This is a genomic window from Acidobacteriota bacterium, from assembly GCA_016703965.1.
Taxonomy (GTDB): Bacteria; Acidobacteriota; Blastocatellia; order Pyrinomonadales; family Pyrinomonadaceae; genus OLB17.
In genome coordinates this window covers 503,784-527,995 of the sequence record JADJBB010000002.1, presented here as the reverse complement: position 1 = coordinate 527,995, position 24,212 = coordinate 503,784, and the positions used below count along the sequence as shown (strand labels likewise).

Here is a 24,212-nt window from a genome sequence, read left to right as displayed (position 1 = left end):
TGCGATGAAATTTCTTGCTGAAACAGACGGGAACAAATATGAGATCGATATCGTGCGCGATGGCGAACGCGTCGTCGCGAGCATCGACGGAAGGCAGTACGAACTAGAAGCCTCAGAGCCCGAATCCGGTGTTTTTCTCTTCAAAAAAAGACGGTCAAATATTCGAGGCTTCTGTTTCTCGTAAGGCAAAGTCAGACGATACGAATTTGGTGCGGGTAAAGTCAGGGGTTCACGAGATCCGCATTATCGATCCCAAACGGCTCCGTGGAACCGCCGGCAATGATACTGACGCCTCAGGGAAAGCTGAGATCAAGACCGCAATGCCCGGCAAGGTCGTCAGGGTACTGGTTGCCCAGGGCGATACCGTTCAAAAGGGTGACGGCGTGGTCGTCGTCGAGGCGATGAAGATGCAGAATGAAATGAAATCTCCCAAAGACGGTGTGATCGCCGCGATCAAGGCCGCCGAGGGCGACACGGTCGGGGCGGGAGACGTCCTCGTCGTCATCGAGTAGCTTACGAAACCTTCGTCCTGTTCGCGTTTATCGGCAGACTGGTCAGCGGCCAATTTCCACGGTCGATCTCAGCCTTAAAACATTTGGTGCGATAGGTCGTGCTGCGAACTGCTTCACGTGAATGGTTGGCAAGCCATTCGTGGCGGGCGTTAACATAAGCGGTCGTCCATTCTATTTCATTTCCGCCGTTTGCCGGGACAGTTTCGGGAAACATATTGCGGATCACCGACAAAATGCTGCCGCTCTGGATAAACGAATCGTAGATGACCAATGCCGAAAGCGGCAAAATAAAACCTCTGTCGCTCGCCCATTTTATCGCCGGTTTGTAATAAACCTCATCGAAAAACACATCCTGAACTGTCCGCATGACCGGGTCTTCGTTACCAGCTTTTTTGAGCAGGGTTTTGAAGGTATCATCGTCCGTCAACGGCGTAACGCCAACCTTGTCGACAAAGGGTTTTAGCTTTTTGCTGTATATTCCGCTCGCCGCTGCGTAATTTTTCACGAGCTTGGCAAGGTTGCCGTATTCAGTGGTCTGAGACCGTCCGTACGTGATCTGCCTGATGTCATTCGGCCCGTCGTTAAAGATCGCGATCACACTATAATTCCCGTCCGGCTTGCCGGATTCGAATACGTTTATCACCTTTGTGATCAGTGTCTTGTGCTTGGATGAAAGGTTCATTCGAGATCCCCCAAATTTCGATTGACTTTACTTCGTCGCTTTCGGTTTTTGTGCCTTCGGCAGACTTAGTAGATTTGCGAACAACCGATACGCTCCACTGACGCCATTCGGCAATTGGCGAAAGAAAGAATAGCTGCAATACGTCCAAGTTCCCTTCCCTAACTGCGCGACAACGAGTCCGCCCTTATTCTCCGCCTCGCCGGCATCATGCGATTCTAGAAGCGGCGTGAACTGCGCGTCAAAGGTCACCAGGTTATAAGCATTCCGCTCTTGAACCCAGCCGCTGAAATCCGCGTCAGTGATCTTGTTCGGCGTATTGAATACCGGATGTGCGGGCTCGAGAATATTCACTTTGGCGTTTTCGTCTACGACGCGTGCAATGCTACCTGCAGCCGTTCTTTGAGTATCCGCGACCGTCACCGGAAATGGAGCAAGTGCCGTCCAATTACCGCGTTGGTATTGCACAATGACGTTGCCGCCGTTCTTTGCGTACTCGAGCAGTCGACCGTTATTCGCAACCAGATCAGGCCGCGTTTCCGACGCCCTAATGCCGACCACGATCGTGTCAAACTTCGATAGATCGCCCGACGCGACATCTTTTTCCTCAAGCATCGTGACCGCGAGTCCAATTTGCCTGATCGCCTCAGGCACCTCGTCACCGCTGCCCATAATATAGCCGACCTTGACGGGTGACACCTTTAGATCGAGAACCTCAACCTTTGTCTCGGCACGCGTGTAATAACGGTGCGTCTGAATGTGCGGATAAGCTATCGTCGTCATTGTCTGCTCGGCAGTAACGTTGCCGGACGAAGCGTTCGGAGAGATGTAATAGGTACCGAGCTGCGTTCTTGCAGGAATGCTCATATGGACGCTCAAAGTCGAATTCTCACCTTTGGTTTTGAGCATAAAGCCGCTTGAATTTTGCTTAATATCCCATTTTGGCAGCTTTTCGACACTCAAAGCCGTGACGCCTGAAATCGGCTTTACCGAGTTGCTTGTTACGTTGATTGCCAACGTTCGCGTCTGCGGTTTTTCACTCTGCGGGATGACAATTAATCTTTGATCGACGCTTAGCGATAGGGCTGGAACTACATTGATCTCACGCCGTATTTCGCCCCGCGACGGATCTGCAAAGCGGTACTGCACCGGCTGTTCGAGCACGATCTCGATCCCACCCACGCTGAATGTCGCTTGTGCGGACAGGAGTTGGGGCTGAAACGGCAGGTTCTGTGTATCATCCTGAGGCCAACGAAACAGATCGCCATCACGCGGTTCGATAAGCCAATATGGCTGGGTGATCACCGCATTTTTTGCGACAGTCACTGCGTAATACTCTGCTTGGTTCGCGACATCGCGACCAGCAAATCCAGGATTTGCGGCCGTTGGTGCAACAGTCTTCGCGGCATTCCAGCCGCTCGGAACCTTCAGCGAGATCTGCTTGACGCTGACCGTCTGATCTTTTGGAAAATAAACGTTAATGTTCGCAAGCAGATCGTCACCCGGAACCACCGTTTCCTTGTCAGATAAAGCGTCGAGCGTTATGCCATAACTCGATGCTATTGCCGCCGAAAATTCAGCTTCCTTACGGGCGAGGATCGAGTCAATGGCACGACTGCTCGCCTCGGAGCTGTTCGAGAGCTTGGCTCTCGCATCTCTGGTCGATCGTAGCCCAGTTTGAAGCGCCGGCGACATCGCTCGGATCTCGACCGGACGAAATTCTTTCAGTGCCGTTTCAGCGGATCTCTTGATCGATTCGAGATCTGCCGCGAGCCCCGGAAAAGAGTTCCCCGCAACCGCTGACAAGCCCGTGACCGTCGTATCGAGACCATCAAAAATGCTCGTTTCCTTCTCGACCTTCGCGACTTTACTGTCTACCAAATTTAAGCCCGAGAATCTTTCTCCCCGTACCTCGATCCGGCCCTCACCCTGCGACCTGTGCTGGCTGCGGCCTTCGATCGCGATCTCTGAGTACGATCTCCCAAGCATCGTGTCGAACTGCCCCGTATTCACCCGCAAACTCGGTGTTCCGCCGATACCGCTGTAAAATTTTTGCACTTGCCAAGGCGTTCCTGACTGCGTGCACTGAGCCGGATCCGCCGCCGCTTTCACAGCCAGAGGCGTAATATAGCCGGCGTACTGATGCTGGCCGTGACCATCCGAAGGTGTGCCCGAAAACCGTGATAAAACGACCATCGGCCTGAAGCCGCGGATCCCGCGAACGACGTCGCAGAGAACGATCTTCTCATCCCATTTCTGCTTCGCCTCCGCCAGCGATTTTGAAAAGCCATAGTCGAATGCCCGGGCAAAATACTGCTCCGCACCGTCCAAACGGCGTGCCTGCAGTAGCTCTTCGGTGCGGATGACACCGAGCGATTCGAACAGTTCCGGCCCGATGATGTTCTGCCCTCCGTCACCGCGGGTCAGGCTCAGGTAAGATGTTCTCGCGTTCTCACCGCGTGCGAGAAAGGCCAGCAGCGACGAATCTTCATCATCAGGATGTGCTCCGACCATCATCACGCTCGCCGTTGTATTCAGCTTTCTAAGCAAACGGCCAATTCCCAACGCACCGTAATCATTTACCGGCCTAACCTGCGCTGACGTCGTGAGCGGGAGTGCTGAATGCAAAAGCAAACTACCCGCAAACAAAATAACTGTTAAGGCTCTTGATCTCGTCAGTCTCATAAACTCTGTGTATCTGCGTCTCCGCGTTCTGGTTCATCTCCGACCGTCAAGCTGATCAGGAAACCGGCCAAAACCGTAACCAGACAGCCGATCACGTTGAACCAAAGAAATTCAATGTCGGTAAAAATACTCGCCGTCCAAACCGAAGTGATTCCAAACAACAACCCAAAAAATGCTCCGCGTGCCCGAGCCCTTTTTACCACAAATGCCAGCACAAACACCCCAAGCAGCGAGCCGTAAAAGAACGAGCCAAATTTGTTGACGACCTCGATCAGCGAACCCAGATTTGTCGCAAAGATCGCAACGATACACGCAAAGATTCCCCAGATAAACGTAGTCGCCCGGCCGACGGCTACATAGTGCGCGTCGGTAGCGTCGGGCTTATAAAGACGCCTGTAGAAATCGATGGTCGTCGCCGTCGCCAGAGCGTTGAGTTCCGCCGCGATGGATGACATCGCCGCCGCAAATATCGCGGCGATCAACAGCCCGATCACGCCCATCGGCATATTTTCCAGCACGAATGTCGGGAAGACGTAGTTGATGTCGTTAAAGCCAGGATTACTGGTCGATCGGACGAATGCAACAGCCTCCTTGCGGCTCTCGTTGAACTTTTTATCCGCTTCGATGTAGTTCTGGCGTAACTGCCCATCTTCGGGTTCAAATTTCAAAGCAGCTTCGCGACGTTCGGCATGAGCCGCGGCATATTTACTCTGTATCTGCCGGAATTCTTCTGTCTGGGCCGCTTTGTCGACCTCCGCCGGGTTAAAAACGATCGGCGGTGCCGTGAACTGATAAAACACAAAGACCATGATGCCGATCAGCAGGATCCCGAACTGCATCGGGATCTTCAAAAAAGCGCTCATCAATAGCGAAGTGCGGCCTTCGTCAACCGACTTTGCCGTGAGGAACCGCTGCACCTGGCTCTGATCGCAGCCGAAATAGCCGAGCATGAGGAATAGGCCACCGATCAATCCCGACCAGATGGTGTATTTTTCCTTCAGGTCGAAAGTGGTATCGACCATATTCAGTTTGCCCAGACTGCCCGCCAAATGGAGTCCGTCACCGAGCGTCACACCGGCCGGAAAGCTCCACAGGATCACCAGAAAACAGACGCTCAGCCCAAAACCGATGATCACCATCTGCTTCACGTCCGTCCACGTGACCGCCTGAACGCCGCCAAACACGGTGTATATCGTTGTCGAGAGCCCGATCGCGAAGATCGTGGCTATCAGATTCCAGCCGAAAACGATCGAGAGAACTATCGATGGCGCTGAGATGATCGTACCAACGCCAAGTCCGCGTGAGATGAGAAAAAAGAAGCTCGTAAGCGTGCGAACCTTTACATCGAAGCGCTTTTCAAGGTACTCGTAGGCCGTAAAAACATTGGCCCGGTGAAAGAACGGTACGACCGTCACGCAAAGAATGATCATCGCAAACGGCAGTCCGTAGTAGAACTGAATGAATCGCATCCCATCGCTATAGGCCTGGCCCGTAGTCCCAACGAGGGTGATCGCCGAAAGCTGCGTCGCCATTACTGACAGCCCGACAGCCCACCACGGCAGGCCGCGATCGGCTAGGAAATACCCTTCCTTACTGCCGCTGTGCTTCGTCATTCGGATACCATCCCAAACGACGTAAATAAGGTACGCGACGACGATTGCCCAATCGAGTGATCTCATCTGAAATATTTACCAAATGCCCAAAGAGCCGTGACCACAACAAAGGCCGAGACCACAACTCCCGCGTAAACCCTGTTCCAAAACGCATCGGGCCGCTCCGGTATTTGTTTCTTTTCGTTTTCCATCTAGGTTCGGTGAAACGCCCGCTCAATGTCCTTCATCGAAAGCCGCAAAATAACCGGTCGTCCGTGCGGACAGGTGGTCGGCGACGTCGTGACGAGCAAACGGTCGATCATCCAGCGCATCTTCTCGGGCGTGAGCTTCATGTTGATCTTGACCGCCGCCTTGCAGGCCAGGCTGGCAGCGATGTAATCCCGCAAGGTCTTTTTCGCACCGCCTTTTTTCTCGTGCTCGACAGTGTCCAGGATCTCCGAAAACAGATTTCTCGCCTCCGCCGGCTGCAGATCGGTCGGAATGCTCTTGATCGCCACCGTTCGACCCGAAAGGCGCATCAGTCCGAATCCGAGCGATTCCAGATCGTCCTCGATCAACTGAAAGGCCTCGGATTGAGCCGGCGAAAGGTCGATCGTTTCAGGCAAAAGCAGATTTTGCGACTCGATCTGCCGGTCCGTCTCGCTCTTCCGGAACTTGTCGAAAAGGATCCGCTCGTGAGCCACGTGCTGGTCGATCAGCAGCAGGCCTTCGTCATCCACTGCGATAATAAAGCTGTCATGAAGCTGTCCGATCGGCTGGATCTTCGAACCGGAAACGGCGTCGATCTCGATCGATCTAGCGACCTTTATTCCTGAATCCACCGGCGGCAAAACCGCATAGCCCGCTGGCGGCAACCGCTCTTCGGGAACCGAAATGCCCTCGGCCACGAAGAATCCGGCCGCTTCTAAAGACGGATCTTCGACAACCAGCGGATGATAAACATCGCCTCGCTCGAGCTGCGGATTCGCGGAGGCGACGCGAACAAGCGGCTCGGGCTCACGTGCCTGTTCAGTATCTTTCGGCTTGAATTCAAGCGTGTTGTCAATAAATTCGATCCGGCTTTGCTCAGGCGGCTGAACATGTACCGGCGGAGCATAGACTGGCTGAGTTTCGGGTTCAAGATCACGCTCGGGCCTAAGTTCCCCCACGATCCCGGCGTTCGCGAGAGCGGCACGAATGGCCTCGGCGATCACATCTTTTACAGCTTCTCCGCGGCGAAAACGCACCTCGGTTTTCGCCGGATGGACGTTCACATCTATCTCCTCAAGGGGCATTTCGAGAAACAGAAATGCGACCGGATAAACGCCGTGCGGAAGGACCGAACGGAAGCCTTCGAGCAGGCCGCCCGCGATCGTTTTATCGCGGACAAAGCGTTTGTTTACAAAGAAATACTGAGAATCACGCGTTGTTCGACGCTCACGGGGAGCGGACACAAATCCAGATACCTTCGCCACATATTCCCTGCCGCCATCGACTGGCAAAAGACTCTCTAGCAGATCTCGGCCGAATATTTGGAATGCCCGTTCCCGCAGATCCTTCGCCGGAGCGACGCGGATGACCTCGCGGCCGTTATTCGTCAGCGTGAAAGCGATCTCCGGGTGAGCGAGTGCGTAGTGCGTGACGATACTGGTCAGATGATAATTTTCGGTCGCCTCGGACCGCATGAATTTGCGTCTCGCAGGCGTATTGTAAAAAAGATCGCGGACCGATATCGTCGTCCCCGTGTCGCGTGCGGCGTCCTTTACGTCGATCAGCCGTCCGCCCTCGATAACGACGCGAGAGGCCGTGCCTTCGGGTTCGGTCTTTGTTAAGAGTTCGACCTTTGCAACAGACGCAATAGACGCCAGAGCTTCTCCGCGGAACCCGAGCGTTGCGATGCTGCCGAGATCTTCCGCAGTTTTGATCTTCGAAGTCGCGTGCCGTTCGAATGCCAGGATCGCGTCGTCGCGGCTCATGCCTTCGCCGTCGTCGCTGATCCGCATCAGGCGTCGCCCGCCGAGTTCTATATCGATCTGGATGCGTGCCGCGGCGGCGTCGATCGAGTTTTCGACGAGTTCCTTGACGACAGACGCAGGCCGCTCGACTACCTCGCCAGCGGCGATCTGGTTTGCAAGATTATCGGATAGGATCTTTATCTTGTTCATTTACAGCTCTATTATCCGGTGATCTTTGTCATCAAGATCGATCGCGTCGTAGATCCAGTCGATGAACTGCAATCCGTATCTATTCAGGAACGAGAACACGTTTATCGTGCGTTCCTGCAGCCCGCCGTTCGGCATCAGGCTTGCAAAAAGCTCGGCGATCTGGCGGTTCGAGATCTCATCGTTTCGAACCTTTGCGATCAATGATTTCTTTCGCAACGCCGCTATGTGATAGACGATCCGATGCCGACGGCGGGCAACATTTGCCGCAAGCGTCGGCTCAATGTGCGAAACTGCCTGGTCGAGCCGATTCATCTCCGTATTGATCCGCTCTTCGACCTCCGCAAAGAGCCGCGCGGTCTCAGGCGAAACACTGTTCGCGGCGAGATCCAGGATTGTGTTTTCCTTCTCATCGAACAGATCCTTGAGTTCAAGATCGAATTTGGTAAGCACGCGGCGCTGTTTTGCCTCAACTACGGTAAAACTCTGCCGGTGGAATACGGGCGTCGCCGGACGTCCGAGTACCCGGTAAACTTCACTGTTCTGGGCAAAATATGCAACCTCAGCCCCGCCGCCGAAATAACACGCGGTCGGGAACAGAAAATCCTGCACCACAGGCCGCAGCATGACGCCCGGGCTGAAACGGCCCGGCTCATTTACGGCGATCTGACGCAATTCTGAGACGGAAAACGACCTTCGGCCTGTTTTCTCCTTAAAAACGCCTTCACCGGTCTTTCTGAGGGCAAGACGCCGCCCTTCGTCGTCGTGCCAGAACAGTGGAAAGTAATCTTCCTCGACCAAAACTTGCGCGTGATAGCCCTGATCCACCAATTCCCTGCCGCGAGCAACAACGCTCGACACGATCGCGTCCACATTCTCGATCGCCGACGCAAAGATCGGAGATGAAAGCCGTTTGACACCTGGGTGCATCGGATCGATGTAAACGATCCCAAATTTGCCAAGTAACCAAGCCAGAGTCTTCCCGAATGCTTCACCAAACTTCGTCCCCTCGGCCCAGATCTGAGCTAATCGGTCGGGAATCTCTGCCGAAAATTCATTTCGGGGCAGATCATCGAAAACCTGTTCGATCATTTTCACCAGTTCGCCGTCGATCGTAACGGTCCCGACGGGCGTTCCCTCGATCCTGCTTTTGGGCGAGTACTTCGCAACGGTAACAGAGCCTATCTTGTCTACGAAGAACGCTTCGGAAACCTCTTCGAAATCGTGGTCCTCGGTCGCCGCCCAAAACACCGGAACGGCCTTTATTCCTTTCTCAGTCAATTCCCGGGCCAGCTTTACGGCAGAGAGTGCTTTATAGATCGTATAGAGAGGGCCGGTGAACAATCCTGCCTGCTGTCCCGTTATAACCGCGACCGTTTCCAGATCTCTGAGCTTCTCAATGTTCTCACCCGTTAGAGCACCGGTATCGAGAGCCGTGTTGATCTCAGATAGAACGTCGCAGAGTTGGCCGCGATCGGTCGTGTAATTAGAAAGTACCGTCGGAATAAATGACACGACATCGTCGGGCGATGCGAGTACGTTAGGGTAGAATTTTTTGAGGGACAGAGGGTCGTTCTGATACTGAACAAAAAGCCGCGACTGGTGCGGTATCTCTGAGAATGGTAATCGCGAAACCCGACAGCCAGGCTTCCCCGATGCAGATTCACGAGCGGTCTCTTGCTTCAAACTGATGGCTCCTTGTTATCTCGTCAGATTATAGAATTCCAGCGGAAAAGTTCCAAGTTGCCAACTCACAACCGCCGGGTCAAGCGTAGGGAGCTTTCCGAACCAGCAATGGTTCTGATCAAATAAAAAAGCTGCCTGAATTGATTTTCAGACAGCTCTTTTTCTTAGTTTGACCGGCTTTCGATCACATTCCGGCGGTCGTTTTGGCGATCCGCTCGATCTTGTAAACACCAGAGGAATGCGTCGCCGCAAAGATACGGTCCGGATCCTGAGGATCGAAGGCCATTGACCAGATTCGGCGGCTCGGTAGTTTCATCTCTTTTGTGTCCACCCGTCTCCAGCGGTTACCGGCATCGGACGAAATAAAGACGCCGCCGTCCGTATCGATCGCACTGGAGATAATGATCTCGTCGGTGTTGTTCGGGTTGATCAGGATACTCGTAAAATTACCCAGCGAGAGATTGCCGCCGCGGCGTGTCCATGTTTTGCCATTGTCACGGCTAAGATAGAAGGTCTGAGTTGTGCCCACATAGATGTAATCCGGGCGTTTCGGATCGGAGGTGATGGAACTCACCGGCACATTATCAGCCGCTCCGCCGGCTTTATTCCACGTCATGCCCTTATCGCGTGAAACGAGGACACCCGACGTTGCCGTTCCGACCCAAACCGTATCGGGCCGTGCCGCCGATACGTGAACTGCAAAAACATTTTCATTCAAGCCTTCCCCAAAAGAAAGCTTTTCCCATCCTTTGTTGAGGTCGAGGCTGCGGTAAAGGCCTTTATCCGTTCCGGCGTAGAGCCCGCCGCCAGGGATCATTTCGATGATCGTCACTTTGTCAGTGAGCGCCGGGATAAGCTTTGGTGCTGAGGCCGCCGCTGCATTCGTGACAGCGGGAGGAGCATTTCGGGCAGTGACCGCTGCTGTTTTTTTAACCGTCGACTTAACAGGCGCTTTAACCGCTGGCTTTGCAGCGGGCTTCGCGGCGGGCTTCTTGACCGGCGGTTTTGCTGCCGGCTTAGCGGCGGCAAGTTGAGTCCACGAATTACCACGATCAGTTGTGCGGAATATGCCAAGATTGGTTCCCAAAAACATCGAATTCGGGTTGGTTTCATCCTGACGGAGCGTGAATGTCCTGACTCGGCCAACGTCTAAGCCGATCGACTGCTTCCAAGTTGCACCGCTATCGTCGCTGACAAAAAAGAAACCGCCGCCGGTCGCCGTGTTGTGCGTTGCAGCGTAAAGGCGATTCGCTTTCTGAACGTCCGGCGTGACGAGATAAGTGAAACGGCTGCTGAAATTGGTATTTGTCTGCTGGAAATTACGCCCGCCGTCGTTCGAGACCATTACGCCGTAGTTGTTCGTTCCAATAAAAACACGATTCGGCTCGTCGGGGTGAACAGCGATCGAGTTTATCTCAAGGTTACGCTGCGTCGTCAGAGCCCAGCTCTTCCCGCCATTTGTCGTCATCCAGAATCCCTCGGTCGTCGCGGCATATACCGTGCCGGGAATCGTCGGGTGCTGCAGAATATCTCGGGTTCGGCGCGATTGGGACGGAATGCCATTGATCTTGGCCCATTTTTCCCCGCCGTTGAACGACTCATAAATACCACTGCACGCCGAAGCAATGACGTGATCTGGATTTTTCGGGTTTAGCGTCACGGCAAAAACATCGGAATCATCGATCATTCCGTCGCGTATCAGACGCCAGTTCTTTCCGGCATCGGTGCTCTTGTAGGCACGCCACCAGGTTCCGGCGTAGATCGTGTTCTCGGTCCTTGGGTCGATCGCAAGCGAATCGATATTCACCGGCATGGTAGTCGACGATATTTTCTCCCAGCTTTCACCGGAATTTTTCGAAGACCAAACGCCTCGTGTTGTTCCCAGGAGGATGAGTTTTGGATCGACCGGTGATTGGGTCATCGAGTGGATCGACTCGCCCTTGAGTTCTTTCGATTCTTTCCAAGTCTCACCGCCGTCGGTCGAGCGGAAGAAGCCGCCGGGAGCGTTTCCGCGATGTCCGGAGGTGTAGATCGTTCGCGAATCTTGAGAATCGACCAGCAGTTGATCCAAGATAAGCTCAGCCTTGTTCAGGTTAACGAGAAGCCGCCATGTCTTGCCGCCGTCAGCGGACGTATGGATTTGACCGTCGAGGGTGCTGATATATAGGCGGTTCTTATCCTTTGGATCGATCTCGACGACGCGCACATCGCCGCCAGTCGGGCCGACGACCTGCCAGTCAGCGTACGAATCAGCTGCGTCAACCGAATGTACGTCAGCAGCGAATGCCAATGACAAAGAAACGTGCGAGATCGCAACGGTCAACAATATCGATAAAACGGATCGAAGCTTTCTTAGGTTCGGCATAGTCTTGAGATTCCTAATAACAAAGATGAGAAGGCCTGAAAACAAGTACCTGATCGCAGAGCAAGCGCCGCGTCGCTGGTTTGATGCTCAGAACGGGCCCACAGGTTTGCAGTTCCATCCAAACTAATCTGGTAAATTGACACAACTATTGTTGATGCCGATGAAAACGAACAACCACTATCTTACAGAAAAGCAATGCCAATGCAAAGCGAAATTAAGCATTAGCTTAATACAAGCACAGATATTTAAACAAAAAACAGCCGGGACTTCGTGATGATCGTCCCGGCCGTCTTGGTTATTTGATGTTCACATCCCGAGGGATGCGAAGCTTGCATGCTTACGGCTGTGGATTGTCCGCACCGGCAGGTACCAACCAGAACTTGGTCTTAACCTCGCCGTTGTTCGGACCGTCAACAAACGTCACACGGCCTGCATCGTATTTACGGAAGGTGATCGCCTTCATGATCTGAGCTTTCTGCTTCTTGATCTGAGCGGCTGTTCCGTAGTTGATGATGTAGCCCTTAGCACTCGGATTGTTGTTCAACTGGATATAGAAGTTGTCAACACGAGCCTTGACGTCATCATCTTTGAGAGCACCGTATTCGTCAACCGGGGTTGCGGTCGGGATCGCAGCTACTCCACCATTGTCGGACGCAGTGGTAAGACAGTTGCATGTTGGGTCTGTGCCGCCGATGTTTACCGTAGCGGTTACGTTCGAGCCAGCCATTTCCTTGGTTGTGCGAACAGTGATGCTTGGCGTTCCCTGACCGGATTCGATCGAACCAGCCGAAACTGTCCAGTTATAGGTAACATCGCCGCTTGCGCTTGCCGTGAAGGTCATGGTGTCGCCAGGATTCGTGATTCCGGCAGGTCCGCTAACCGACAGCGTCGGGCACGAACAAGTCTTCGGTGGAGCCTGGCAGTCAGGACATTCTTCAACGCGGATCGTCTTGGTATCCGTTTTGCCGCAAACACCGCAACCATCATCGACGCCCGTCACGATCGTGTAAGTTCCGACCTGAGCCGAACTGAGATCCCACTGAACGTTTGCACCTGTTCCGACAATCCGTCCGCCTGAGACGGTGTAGTTGTAGGTAAGGACGTCGTTTTCAGGATCGCTCGCTTTGGTCGATACGCTGATCGTCTTGCTGTCGTTGCAGGCACCCGATTTGGATGTCGTGCCCGGACGGCAAGGAAGCGTGATGACCATATCGCTCAGCGAGACGGAGTCAACGTTCGCTGGCTGGTTCACGACTTCGCCAAGGCGTTTATCGCGACGACCGATCCAGAAGTTAGCAATGTAACCGTGCGGATCTGCCGAAGTTCCAAGACCAACCGGGACACCTTCTCGGGTGACCGTCGTGGTGGTTGGAACGCAGCCAGGAAGCGAAACAGGTCCGCAAAGAACGGTGACCGAGTTTGAGGTCGTATCACCCTGGAAGCTGTCGAAATCCTGTTGGTTAAAGTTGTAGCGATAAGCCAAACCAAAGCCGAACCAGCGACGCGGATAAACGCGGAAACCAGCGATACCGTCTTTAGGATTCTGCTCAAGAGCATTTGGGGTACGTCCGCCAACATAATCCAACGAGCGGAACTCGAGGATAGGTTGGAAAAATTTATTTACCGGGAAATCAACACCGACCGACAACTGAAGCTCGTCGCCTGGATCGAACATTACATAGTCAGCACCTGCGAATGTACCCTTGACCTTGCTGGTGTAGAGGTAACCCGCATTGAACGACACGTTAGCCCACTTCGTGGCACGTGCGTCAACGAAATAGGTAACGCCGATGTCGCCCTTGCTGCTGCCCGGGCCCGAACCACGCTGCATCATGTTGAAGCCAGCGAGGTCGCTGCCGCTATCCATATAGTAGCGGTAGAAAGCGGTGATACCATGGCCCCACGCTGCTTTCTCATCATTGAAACGCCATTTGAAACCGACGTTCATCGTGTTGAACGACGACGTTCCCCACGTTCTGTTGATGAAAGGAGCATCTGCAGTGTACGTCGGAGCGGTCGAGAAGCTAGCCGGAGCCGTGTTGCCGTTGATCAGCGGCGACGTGGTCAGCACAATACCCGGAAGGATGCTGCCATAAACCGAACCAACGCCCGGGAACAGATCCTGAGCTCCGCCGACTCTCGGCGGTCCAAGCGTGTTAACTGCTGTGCCGAGGTTCGGGGTGTAGAAAACACCGCCCGTGAATGGAAACGCCGTAAAGGCGGAACCGATCGGACGATAGATCGCACGAGTTCCTGAGGTGCCCGGCTCAAGCACGATCGCACCCGGGCGACGGAGAGCGTTACCGATCAGAAGCTGCGAATTCGGCAGGTAAAAACCTGAAAGATTCTGCGGAGCATTCACCTTGACGCCGCGATAGCCTTCGGTCGTGAAGAACAACTCGAATTTATTAGAGAGGCCGACCTGAAAACTTAGCGGGACGGTCGAGATGTCGACGTTACCCGGATCGCGGTCGTAATTGCTGAGTGACGCGCTCAGGGTGTATTCGCCTTTTCTCAAGGTCGAGCTGTCATAGACAGTAAAAAGACCTGTCGGACCACCAACGGGTCCTCCAGTTCCAACAGTTGGAGCCGTGTTCCTGGGCTCTTTCTCGGACTTTTGGGCCGACACCGCGAACACGAGCGTTAATATAATAAGTGTAACAACGTACACTCTTGTAGCGAGTTTCATCACATTCCTCCGCCGAAATAGAAAATTAAATTTCAAATAGTAACAACATCGATCAGCCGCAAAACGCGTCCGACCTCAAACAATTCCATAATTATTGCATACGTTACGCTTAGTTACCAAACCCAAAAGTGGTGGAAACCGGACGTAGTGCAAATAAAGAAAAATCAATACTTACGCTATGTTTATAGAGGAGTTTGACTTCAAAGTCAACACTTAAAGACAATTCCCCCGACTTTTGACGTTAACGTAACTACCCACAAAAATCAAGTTTTTTCGAACCTTGCCGTCGCTGATCAAGCGTAGATCCCGCGCATACGAGTATCATAGGCGACCCTATCGATTGCCAGCATGTACGCCGCTGTTCGCGAATCCACATTATGTTTATCTGCATAATGCACGAGTTCGTTAAAGCTTGCGATCATTTTAACCTCAAGGCGTTCGTTCACTTCGGCTTCAGACCAGAAATATCCCATACGGTCCTGAACCCATTCAAAATATGAGACTGTGACGCCGCCGGCGTTAGCCAAAATGTCCGGAATGACAAAGATGCCCTTATCGTGCAGGATCTTATCTGCTTTCGGTGTGGTCGGGCCATTAGCTCCTTCAGCAAGAATTTTACAGCGAATGCGGTCAGCATTTTCCGATGTGATCTGATTCTCAGTCGCACACGGGGCAAGAACGTCGCACTCAAGTTCGAGCAGTGCTTTGTTATCCACAAATTCGACATCCGGATAGCCTTCGAGTGATTTGTTGTTCTTCAGATATTCGAGAACGTGCGGGATATTAAGGCCGTTGGGATTGTAAACACCGCCGCCGACATCCGATATGGCAATCACCTTGTAACCAGCCGCGTGCATCAATTCCGCACCGATGCCGCCTACGTTTCCCGAACCCTGAACGACAACGGTCGTTTGCTCAGGCGTGAGGTTAAAACGTTTAATAGCTTCATTTACTGTAAACATTACGCCGCGGCCCGTAGCTTCGCGACGCCCGAGCGAACCGCCGAGAGCGACCGGCTTACCGGTGACGACCGCGTTCACTGTGTGGCGCATGTGCATGGAATATGTATCCATGATCCATGCCATCGTCTGTTCACCGGTGTTCATGTCCGGTGCTGGCACGTCTTTGTCGGGGCCGATGAAATCTATCAATTCCGACGTATACCGACGCGTCAGCCTCTCAAGTTCGCCGATCGACATCTGGTGCGGATCGCAAATGACACCGCCCTTACCTCCGCCGAAAGGAACATTGACGACCGCGCATTTCCACGTCATCCACGCTGAGAGGGCCTTCACCTCGTCGAGAGTAACGTCCGGGGCGTAGCGAATGCCGCCCTTTGCAGGGCCGCGAGCAAAATTGTGCTGTACGCGAAAGCCCTCGAAAACCTGAATATGCCCCGTGTCCATTCTTACCGGAATATAAACTTTCAGTTCACGACTCGGCACGCGCATCACGGCGTAAAGGTCTTCTTCGAGATTGAGCAGCCTGGCGGCACGGTCGAACCTTTCGCTCATTGCTTCGAACGGATTCTTTTCATCACTGCCGCGAAAACGCCGCATTTCATCAGCCATCGGATTTGCCATTGTTAAAAATCTCCAACTATAAAAATATCTTATTCTGTAATAACTACTTTTCTAATACCTAGTCTAAACCAATCGGACGCCAATGAGCGAATTCTCCGTCCAACAAAATTCCATGCAAATGCATCTCAAATGAGTTGTCAAAATACACAAATTTTGGCTATTTGGACGCCGTCTAAGGAGAATATCTGTTGAGCGATACGATCATTTCGGCGGGAAACGCGGGCCACAAAAGCCGCCACGTTCAAACTCAAAATTTTAACTTACAAAAAAGTAGGAACGCAAATCTTTGAGACCAAAAAACTTCGCAAACGGCGGACACGAAAATCCTTGGAAGATCTCGCCTCGTCGGTGTTACTATTAAGCATTCGATCTTCATGTTGTATCAATTGTTTACCCGAGATCTGGTTCGAATAAGCCGTGCAATAAGCCGTTCGATGGCGTCTGCCCTGCTTATCGGCACTTTCGCTTTTATCGTGAGCTTTCCCGCGTTTGGCCAGGATGATGAAAAAAGCGACGACCCCGTCGCGGTATTTAGTGAGGCACAAAACCTGCACGAAAAAGGCGATCTCGCCGGTGCGATCAAGCTCTATGAAAAGGCGCTGAAGATCGAGCCCGCATTTCCCGAGGCTCAATACCAGATCGGCACCGCTCAATTGATGCTGGGAAAGAAAGACGAAGCCGAGAGGTCCTTTCGGCTGGCCATCGATCTGCGTACTGACTGGACACTGCCGATGACGGGGCTTGGTTCCCTGCTTATAGACAAAGGAGAGTTTGCTGAGGCCGAGAAGCTTCTGACCAAAGCCGTCAGCCTCGAACCGCAGAATTCTGTCGCCCTGACGGCCCTGACCGAACTCCGTATAAATAGTAAAGCTCCATCAGCCGAGTTGGAAAAGCTCCTGGTGCAAATCAGCATGCTTACCGGAAAAGCCAACGCGACGCCGGCCCTTTGGTCAGCACGGGCAGCCCTCGAAAACGCGCTGCAAAAACGTTCGGCTGCCAAGGCAAGTACGTTGAAAGCCCTTGAAACTGACCCAAAGAATCGATCGGCATTATTCCTCCTCGCAGAAATCGCCCTTTTTGAAGGGGACATCGCCAGAGCAAGAGACCTGGCCGCTCGGATCGAAACATTGTCGGCCCCATCGGATCAATTGAAGCTCCTGCGAGCGAGCATTCTCGCCATCGAAGGCAGATATGACGAAGCAGCAGCCCAATTAGATTCGATCCAAGAGCAAAGCACCTCTTCATCTGAGCTTAGAAGTAAGCTTATTTCGGCGAGATCAACCAAACCTGCCGATCTGGAAAAATTGTATGAAAAGGATCCGACTGATGCGTTTGTATTAGGGCGGCTTTGTACTCTCTATCGCCGTGAAAATCCGGAAAAGGCGCTGTTCTATTGCCGTAAAGCCGCCGACGCGGAACCGGGTAACGTTAATCACGCTGTTGGCTTTGGGGCGGCTCTGGTTCAGGGCAAACAATTCGAAACGGCGGTCGGGATACTGCGAAAGATCCTCGAAATTGTTCCCGATAACTTCACCGCTCATGCTAATCTGGCAACAGCTCTTTTTCAATTGAAGCGATTCGCGGAGGCAAAGACCGAGTTTGAATGGCTCACGGCCGCACAGCCGCGATCGGCGGGTGCTTATCTATTTTTAGGTATAATTCATGACGAGGCCGGCGAATTTATGGACGCGATGGCGAACTACCAACTCTATCTCCGGCTTGCTGATCCCGAGGCGAATAAACTAGACATTGAAAAGGTCAACCTCAGGCTGCCGCAGCTCCAAAAACTTTTGAAAGACGGCAAAGGAAAGAAAAAATAGTGAATAGAAAAGGGTTAACACTTAAAGCTAATCGGGCGGCTAAAGGATTTGGCTACCTTTTTATCGGTTTTCTGCTTTTAATTCTTAACTTTCCCTATTCACTGCGGCCTCAGCTCAGGATGATCAACTCGAGGCTGCTCCGCCGCCGCTGAAGATAATCTCAAAAGACGAAATGACCCGGCTCAATGCAAAGACCGATCTCAAGGACCGCACAAAGCTCTCCGTGGAGATGATGAATCTGCGCCTGACGGCGGCAGAAAAATTGAGCGCGGCTAAGAATTTTGAGGCGATGTATCTTGAGCTCGGCTTTTTTCACGCTCTGATGGACGACGCCCTCGGCTTCCTCAACAAGAAAGATGACGGGCGCGGTAAGGTGCTGGATAATTTCAAACGACTCGAGATATCGCTCCGCGGAATGGCACCGAGGATAGAGGTCATCCGCCGCGATCTGCCGCTCCGCTACGATCCCTACGTCAGAAAGCTGATGGGATATCTCCGTTCCGTGCGGGCTCAGGCAACCGATTCGCTTTTTGGCGACTCTGTAATACCAACGGTTAGGAAACCTAACCAGTAGCCGTTATGAAATTCCAACTTCTGTTTTTGATAGCAATAGGCGTCGCGTTCGTGATCCTGCCGCCGACAGCCTCAGCCCAACGCGACTATTTCACCGCCGAAGAGGTCGAACTGATCCGCGACGCTCAAAAAATAGACGATAGAATAAACCTGCTGACAAAGATCATCGACCGTCGCTTTGATGCCCTGAAGGTGGACGTTCACGGGGCTAAGATATCGCCCAAGGAACAGGAAAAATGGGGCGTCCTGCCTGAGAGTTCCCGGTTTCAACTGCTGCTCGACATCAAACGTATATTGCAAAAGGCGGTAGACGACATCGACGGCCTTGCGGAACGGCCTGATTCAGCGATTTTGCCTGATCCTGACGATAAGAAAGCAAAACAGAGTTTTGCGGACCTTTTCCCAAAGGCCGTGAAAGCTCTCGCGGCAGCGGCCCAACGCTACCAACCAGCGCTTAAAGCGGAACTCGATAAGACAAACGCGGGCTCAGAGACCGGATCGATCCTCGATTCGCTCGAGTTCTGCGACCAGATCATCGCGGCAGTCGAAAAACTGCCTGCCCAGATGGAGAAATCAAAGAAAGGAAAAAACTAGCACCCCGATGCCTGACAAACAAAAAAGACGCGAGCAATTGAAAATCGCCCGCGTCTTTTTCGTTTTTAAAATAACCGTCTATCCAGCCGATGCCGATTTAAGATCGAGGAGAGTGTCGAGCGGCGTGTATTCGAGATTCTGCGATGTGGCAACCGCTTCATAGGTGAGCTTGCCTGCGTAGGTGTTGACACCTTCGTAGAGCCCTGAATCTTCAGCGATCGCTCTCTCAAAGCCTTTGTTCGCGAGATCCAATGCGTACGGCAGCGTGGCATTTGTCAGAGCAAAGGTCGAGGTTCTCGGCACGGCTCCCGGCATGTTCGCTACGCAGTAGTGCAGTACGCCTTCCTCGTAATACGTCGGGTTCGAGTGGGTCGTCGCGTGGGTGGTCTCAAAGCATCCGCCCTGATCGACCGCAACATCAACCAGCACCGCACCCTGCGGGATGAGATGAAGCATGTCGCGGGTCACAAGTTTCGGGGCCGCAGCACCGACTACCAGGACCGCACCGATCACGAGATCTGCATGCGAAATGGCTTCCTCGATCTGGTAACGCGATGAGGCAAGTGTCTGAACCTTCGACAGGAAAATATCGTCAAGCTGACGCAGACGGTCGAGATCACGGTCAATGATCGTGACCTTAGCACCAAGGCCCACCGCCATTTTTGCTGCCTCAGTTCCAACGATACCGCCGCCGATAATGACCACATTTGCGGCCGGAACCCCCGGAACGCCGCCGAGCAAAATGCCGCGGCCGCCGTTCATTTTCTCTAAGTAAGTGGCACCGACCTGCACGGACATACGGCCCGCAACCTCAGACATTGGAATGAGCAGCGGCAAGCGGCGTCCGCTTGTGATTGTCTCGTAGGCAACGCCGGTTACTTTTCGCTCAAGCATTTGCTTAGTAAGTTCGAATTCCGGGGCGAGATGTAGGTAGGTGAAAAGCAGCTGATTTTCACGCATCCGCGGATACTCGGGAGCGACTGGCTCTTTGACCTTGACGATCATATCGCCTGCGGCCCAAACGTCATCCGCCGTGTCGAGCAGCTGACCGCCGGCCTTTGTGTACTGCTCATCCTTAAATCCCGAGCCCTCGCCCGCTGTTTTCTGCACGAAAACAGTATGGCCAGCCGCGGTCAATGCCTGAACACCAGCCGGCGTTAACCCAACGCGGTATTCGTTGTCTTTGATCTCTTTCGGTAATCCGATCTTCATCTTAAATAACTCCTAAGGTTTTATTGATATAACAAATTCTTTTAACCCAGAATTATAACTGTTTGTTGTGATTTTCTAAAATGCCATTAGCCAACTGGAAGGTGAGTACACTGCTCTACGTTGGTTCTTTATCTTTGAGTATTTGCCCGGTTTGTCGGGATCGCAGGGCGAGCAGGATGCTCACCCGCCAGACACAGCCGCCATCACGGCCCTTATTTCACCGTATGAATAATCCTCGCCAAGATACTCTTTGATCGGCGAAAGGGCGTTCGAATCGGAGAACTTCTCGATCGCCTCGCGTATCGGCTCGACCTTTTCGATCGCAACAAATTGATCAAGGCGAACTTCGCCGGTCGGGATAAATCGGGCGAGGTGATTTTCTATCGTCGTCACGGAAAGAGACCGTTCCCTCGCAATTTCCGGGATCGAGAGGCCATCGCGAAAGAGATCGAGCGACGTGATAGGTATCTTTTCCATTTACATCACGCTTTGTCCGCTGTTTTCGCTCGCGTTTCGGAGATTTAAGATCGATCCGTGAGACGAGGCCGTTCCGGACGCAGTAATTGCGGATCTCATTCAGAAAATCGGCTCCATATTTGTCGAACTTAAGATCACCGACACCTGAGATCTTTCGCATTTCCCACTCTGTTTGCGGCAGATATGTTGCCATCTCGACAAGCGTCGCATCGGAAAAGACAACATAAGGCGGAACATTTTCAGCCCGGGCGAAGACGGTCCGCACCTGCCGAAGATCGTTGAACAGTTCAGGAATATGCGGATAAGTAACTTCCGGCGAAAGACGTTTCGTTTTCTCCTCACGCACCCGGGCCTTGATCAATTCGACCGTAGTTTTTCCCGAAAGAACATCGAAACTCGTCTCGGTCAATACGAGCACAGGATACTGGCCCTCGGTCTGAGCAAGATAGCCTTGAGAGATCAGATCCTTGAAATACTCGGTCCAATGGTCTTTAGAGATATCAGCCCCAACGCCATAGGTTTTTAGGTTCTTATGCTCGTCGCGGATCTTTTCAGATTGCGAACCGCGCAGAAAATCGACCAGATAGCTGAGGCCAAAACGCTGATTCGTTCGGTACACCGCACTCAGGGCTTTCTGAGCGATCACTGTTCCGTCGAACCTCTCTACCTGGGTGGTGCAATTGTCACAATTACCACAATTCTCCTCCATCGGCTCGGAAAAATAGTTGAGCAAAAACTTTCGCCGGCACGTCCGCAGATCACCAAAACTGCCCATCGTATCGAGCTTTTTGAGCATGATCGCCGACTGTTGAGCATTTCCCTCAACCTCGGCAAAACCCTTCAGCTTGATCACGTCACCCCAACTAAAGAAAAGCAAAGCATCGCTCGCGAGGCCATCACGGCCGGCACGCCCGGTTTCCTGATAGTAGCTCTCGATATTCTTTGGCAAGTCCATGTGTACAACGAACCGGACGTTCGATTTATCGATGCCCATACCGAAGGCGATGGTCGCGACGACGATCTTCGTATCGTCCTTTAGAAAAGATTCCTGATGTTTGTCGCGAGTCTGTTTGTCCAGCCCCGCGTGATATGACAAAGCACTGAAACCCTCCTCACGAAGATCAGCGGCCAGCGAATCGACCGAACTGCGGCTAAGGCAGTAAATGATGCCGCTATCGTCCTTTCGTTTTTCGAGAAAATCAAGGAGTTGTTCGTATGACTTGCGCTTGGGCTCGACCGTGTAGAAGATGTTTGGCCGGTTAAAGCTGGAAATGAAGAGCTCTGCGTCCGGTATATTAAGCCGCTCAAAGATATCTTTTCGAACAAGCTTGTCCGCCGTCGCGGTCAATGCGACGATCGGAATATCCCGGAATTCTCGTTTGAGCGTCGCGAGCCGTAGATATTCCGGCCGGAAATCGTGTCCCCAGCTTGAAATACAATGAGCCTCGTCGATCGCGAAGAGCGAAACATCGGTCTGATGCAGAAAATCCAGAAACTGGTCACCGCTCTGCAAAAGCCGCTCAGGAGCAACATATAAAAGCTTCAGCTTGGCGCTGCGAACCGCCTGAAAGACCTCGATCTGTTCACGATTCGTCTGCGTGGAATTAAGAAACGCCGCCTCGACGCCATTCGCCCGCAAGGCATCGACCTGATCTTTCATCAGAGCGATCAGCGGCGAAATAACGACCGTCAACCCATCCAGCATCAACGCCGGTATCTGATAGCACAACGACTTGCCGCCGCCGGTTGGCATAAGCACGACGCAGTCCTTCTTATCAAGGACAGCCTCGATCACCGCCTCCTGATTCATCCGGAAGGAATCGTAGCCAAACTGGTGCTTGAGGCTCTCGCGTGCTTTTTCGATGGACATAAAAGAGTTGGCCACAGATCCGACAGATCTAACGGATCTCCACGGAGCTAAAAATGACTATCCGTGTGGATCCGTCGAATCCGTTTTATCTGTGGCCTATTTTCTTCGAAATTCTAAATCGATTTGGTCTATATTTCAACAGCGTCGATCTGTGCCTTTTGGAGCTTGCCGCTGTAATCTATGTAAAGCGATTTCCACTCGCTGAAGATGTCGAGAACCTGTGTTCCCGCTTCGCGGTGGCCGTTACCGGTTCCCTTTGTACCGCCGAATGGCAGGTGAACTTCGGCTCCGATGGTGGCCGAGTTTACATAGCAAATCCCGGTGTAAAGCTCCTGCATTGCGTAGAAAGCCTGGTTAACATCCTGCGTGTAGATCGCTGATGAGAGGCCGTAATTTACGCCGTTTACGATATCGATCGCTTCATCGAGCGTTGAGAACGGAATGACGCTCGTGACCGGCCCGAAGATCTCTTCCTGCTCAATTCGCATTCCGCGCTTTACGTCTGTGAATACGGTCGGCTCGATGAAATACCCGTTCTTATGATCGCCCTTGGTGAGACGAACGCCGCCGCACGCAAGCGTTGCTTTATCGTGTATCTTGCCGATATCGATGTAGCCGAGGATCTTGTCCAACGCTCGCTGATTTATCACCGGACCGACTTCCGTTTTTGGATCGAGACCGTCGCCAACGCGAAGCTGCTTTACCTTTGCGACCAGCTTTTCGCAGAATTTTTTATACACCTTCTTGTGAACGATCAGTCTAGACGACGCCGTGCATCGCTGGCCGCTGGTACCGAAGGCTCCCCACAACGATCCTTCGACAGCATTGTCCAGATCGGCGTCATCCATAACGATGATCGCGTTCTTACCGCCCATCTCAAGGCTCACGATCTTGTTGTCCTGCGCACAGCGTTCCGCAATAACTCGGCCTGTGGTTGTCGAACCGGTAAACGAGATCAATCGGACGTCAAGGTTTTCCACGAGAGCCGCTCCGGCGTCTGAGGAACCATTGACGAGATTAACCACGCCTTTTGGAATTCCCGCCTGTTCACATGCTTTGATAAGGTTTAGCGATGAAAGAGGCACGTCTTCGCCAGATTTGAGAACGACCGTATTCCCGCAAACAAGTGCCGGGATAAGCTTCCACGACGGGATAGCCATCGGGAAATTGAACGGCGTGATCAGCCCGCACAGCCCAACCGGCTGGCGAACGCACATAGCAAACTTATTCGGCATTTCGGCAGGTGTCGTAAAGCCGTGCAAACGCCTTCCTTCGCCGGCTGTATAGTAGGTACAGTCGATCGCTTCCTGCACATCGCCGCCCGCTTCCTTAAGCACCTTGCCCATTTCGCGGGTCATCTGCTGCGTAAATTCGTCCTTGTGTTTGCGCAGAATTTCGCCAAGCGTAAAAAGGAGTTCCGCCCGCTTCGGTGCCGGAGTTCTGCGCCAGCGTGTTGCCGCATCCTTGGCAGCTGAAACCGCTGCGTTCACGTCCTCAGCATTCGAAAGCGGAAAGCGGCCAACGATGTCTGTTGTATCGGCCGGATTTACGTTGTCAAACCACTCGTTAGACGAAGATTTGACCCACTCGCCGCCAATGTAATTTTTGTATTTTTTGATCTCTGTCTTTGCCATAATTGTTCTACCAATAATAAACGACGAGGGACGAGATTCAAACTTCCCGTCCCTCGTCTGCTCCATTTCGCCTACGCAA

15 protein-coding genes and 1 pseudogene are annotated in these 24,212 nt (G+C 52.8%); 5 read left to right on the top strand and 11 right to left on the bottom strand.

The genetic code is table 11. The features are described from left to right. The first annotated feature begins 4 nt into the window (after window positions 1-4). Complete coding sequence (locus IPG22_02475) at window positions 5-184, top strand: hypothetical protein (GenBank protein MBK6587174.1); 180 nt, start codon at window positions 5-7, stop codon at window positions 182-184. Between the two features lie 136 nt (window positions 185-320). After that, window positions 321-512 carry a hypothetical protein gene (locus tag IPG22_02470; GenBank protein ID MBK6587173.1) on the top strand — a complete coding sequence of 64 codons (192 nt, stop codon included), beginning with the start codon at window positions 321-323 and terminating at the stop codon, window positions 510-512. Window position 513: 1 nt separating this feature from the next. Here IPG22_02470 and IPG22_02465 read toward each other — a convergent pair whose 3' ends face one another. From IPG22_02465 to IPG22_02430, 8 genes are all read right to left on the bottom strand, one after another. After that, window positions 514-1,194 (bottom strand): chitosanase, encoded by a 681-nt coding sequence (locus tag IPG22_02465; protein ID MBK6587172.1) that lies wholly within the window; start codon window positions 1,192-1,194, stop codon window positions 514-516. Window positions 1,195-1,221: 27 nt separating this feature from the next. Beyond that, window positions 1,222-3,819, bottom strand: coding sequence for a PIG-L family deacetylase (locus IPG22_02460; GenBank protein MBK6587171.1), 2,598 nt, complete (start codon window positions 3,817-3,819; stop codon window positions 1,222-1,224). Window positions 3,820-3,872: 53 nt separating this feature from the next. Further along, window positions 3,873-5,555 carry a sodium:solute symporter gene (locus IPG22_02455; protein MBK6587170.1) on the bottom strand — a complete coding sequence of 561 codons (1,683 nt, stop codon included), beginning with the start codon at window positions 5,553-5,555 and terminating at the stop codon, window positions 3,873-3,875. Between the two features lie 125 nt (window positions 5,556-5,680). Further along, entirely contained in the window at window positions 5,681-7,633 is a 1,953-nt protein-coding gene (gene mutL / locus IPG22_02450) for a DNA mismatch repair endonuclease MutL (GenBank protein MBK6587169.1), read from the bottom strand. Further along, a complete protein-coding gene (bshC, locus tag IPG22_02445; protein MBK6587168.1) occupies window positions 7,634-9,316 on the bottom strand; it encodes a bacillithiol biosynthesis cysteine-adding enzyme BshC in 1,683 nt (560 codons plus the stop codon). Between the two features lie 184 nt (window positions 9,317-9,500). Continuing rightward, window positions 9,501-11,681: a hypothetical protein gene (locus IPG22_02440; GenBank protein MBK6587167.1), complete on the bottom strand. Its 2,181-nt coding sequence runs from the start codon at window positions 11,679-11,681 to the stop codon at window positions 9,501-9,503. Between the two features lie 337 nt (window positions 11,682-12,018). Beyond that, on the bottom strand, window positions 12,019-14,370 hold the full coding sequence (locus IPG22_02435; GenBank protein MBK6587166.1) for a hypothetical protein: 2,352 nt from the start codon (window positions 14,368-14,370) through the stop codon (window positions 12,019-12,021). Between the two features lie 293 nt (window positions 14,371-14,663). After that, window positions 14,664-15,953, bottom strand: a complete 1,290-nt coding sequence (locus IPG22_02430) for a Glu/Leu/Phe/Val dehydrogenase (protein ID MBK6587165.1) — start codon at window positions 15,951-15,953, stop codon at window positions 14,664-14,666. Window positions 15,954-16,327: 374 nt separating this feature from the next. On the opposite strand from IPG22_02430, the gene IPG22_02425 reads away from it, so the two are divergent. From IPG22_02425 to IPG22_02415, 3 genes are all read left to right on the top strand, one after another. Then, complete coding sequence (locus IPG22_02425) at window positions 16,328-17,773, top strand: tetratricopeptide repeat protein (GenBank protein ID MBK6587164.1); 1,446 nt, start codon at window positions 16,328-16,330, stop codon at window positions 17,771-17,773. Between the two features lie 172 nt (window positions 17,774-17,945). Beyond that, window positions 17,946-18,347, top strand: coding sequence for a hypothetical protein (locus tag IPG22_02420; GenBank protein MBK6587163.1), 402 nt, complete (start codon window positions 17,946-17,948; stop codon window positions 18,345-18,347). 5 nt (window positions 18,348-18,352) lie between these two features. Next, window positions 18,353-18,940 carry a hypothetical protein gene (locus tag IPG22_02415; protein ID MBK6587162.1) on the top strand — a complete coding sequence of 196 codons (588 nt, stop codon included), beginning with the start codon at window positions 18,353-18,355 and terminating at the stop codon, window positions 18,938-18,940. Window positions 18,941-19,018: 78 nt separating this feature from the next. Here IPG22_02415 and ald read toward each other — a convergent pair whose 3' ends face one another. From ald to IPG22_02400, 3 genes and pseudogenes are all read right to left on the bottom strand, one after another. Further along, the gene (ald, locus tag IPG22_02410) at window positions 19,019-20,152 is read right to left on the bottom strand and encodes an alanine dehydrogenase (protein MBK6587161.1); all 1,134 of its coding nucleotides are present in this window, start codon (window positions 20,150-20,152) and stop codon (window positions 19,019-19,021) included. Between the two features lie 180 nt (window positions 20,153-20,332). Beyond that, window positions 20,333-22,499 (bottom strand): annotated as a pseudogene (gene recQ / locus IPG22_02405) (DNA helicase RecQ). A gap of 128 nt (window positions 22,500-22,627) precedes the next feature. Next, window positions 22,628-24,133 (bottom strand): aldehyde dehydrogenase family protein, encoded by a 1,506-nt coding sequence (locus IPG22_02400; GenBank protein ID MBK6587160.1) that lies wholly within the window; start codon window positions 24,131-24,133, stop codon window positions 22,628-22,630. Between the last annotated feature and the right edge of the window lie 79 nt (window positions 24,134-24,212).

What these genes read in the sequence shown, in the direction of transcription:
- IPG22_02430 (MBK6587165.1), bottom strand. Translation starts at nt 15,953, where the DNA reads ATGGCAAATCCGATGGCTGATGAAATGCGGCGTTTTCGCGGCAGTGAT.
- IPG22_02435 (MBK6587166.1), bottom strand. Translation starts at nt 14,370, where the DNA reads ATGAAACTCGCTACAAGAGTGTACGTTGTTACACTTATTATATTAACG.
- IPG22_02415 (MBK6587162.1), top strand. Translation starts at nt 18,353, where the DNA reads ATGAAATTCCAACTTCTGTTTTTGATAGCAATAGGCGTCGCGTTCGTG.
- IPG22_02465 (MBK6587172.1), bottom strand. Translation starts at nt 1,194, where the DNA reads ATGAACCTTTCATCCAAGCACAAGACACTGATCACAAAGGTGATAAAC.
- IPG22_02400 (MBK6587160.1), bottom strand. Translation starts at nt 24,133, where the DNA reads ATGGCAAAGACAGAGATCAAAAAATACAAAAATTACATTGGCGGCGAG.
- IPG22_02420 (MBK6587163.1), top strand. Translation starts at nt 17,946, where the DNA reads ATGACCCGGCTCAATGCAAAGACCGATCTCAAGGACCGCACAAAGCTC.
- IPG22_02470 (MBK6587173.1), top strand. Translation starts at nt 321, where the DNA reads ATGCCCGGCAAGGTCGTCAGGGTACTGGTTGCCCAGGGCGATACCGTT.
- IPG22_02455 (MBK6587170.1), bottom strand. Translation starts at nt 5,555, where the DNA reads ATGAGATCACTCGATTGGGCAATCGTCGTCGCGTACCTTATTTACGTC.
- IPG22_02425 (MBK6587164.1), top strand. Translation starts at nt 16,328, where the DNA reads ATGTTGTATCAATTGTTTACCCGAGATCTGGTTCGAATAAGCCGTGCA.
- IPG22_02475 (MBK6587174.1), top strand. Translation starts at nt 5, where the DNA reads ATGAAATTTCTTGCTGAAACAGACGGGAACAAATATGAGATCGATATC.
- mutL (MBK6587169.1), bottom strand. Translation starts at nt 7,633, where the DNA reads ATGAACAAGATAAAGATCCTATCCGATAATCTTGCAAACCAGATCGCC.
- IPG22_02440 (MBK6587167.1), bottom strand. Translation starts at nt 11,681, where the DNA reads ATGCCGAACCTAAGAAAGCTTCGATCCGTTTTATCGATATTGTTGACC.
- ald (MBK6587161.1), bottom strand. Translation starts at nt 20,152, where the DNA reads ATGAAGATCGGATTACCGAAAGAGATCAAAGACAACGAATACCGCGTT.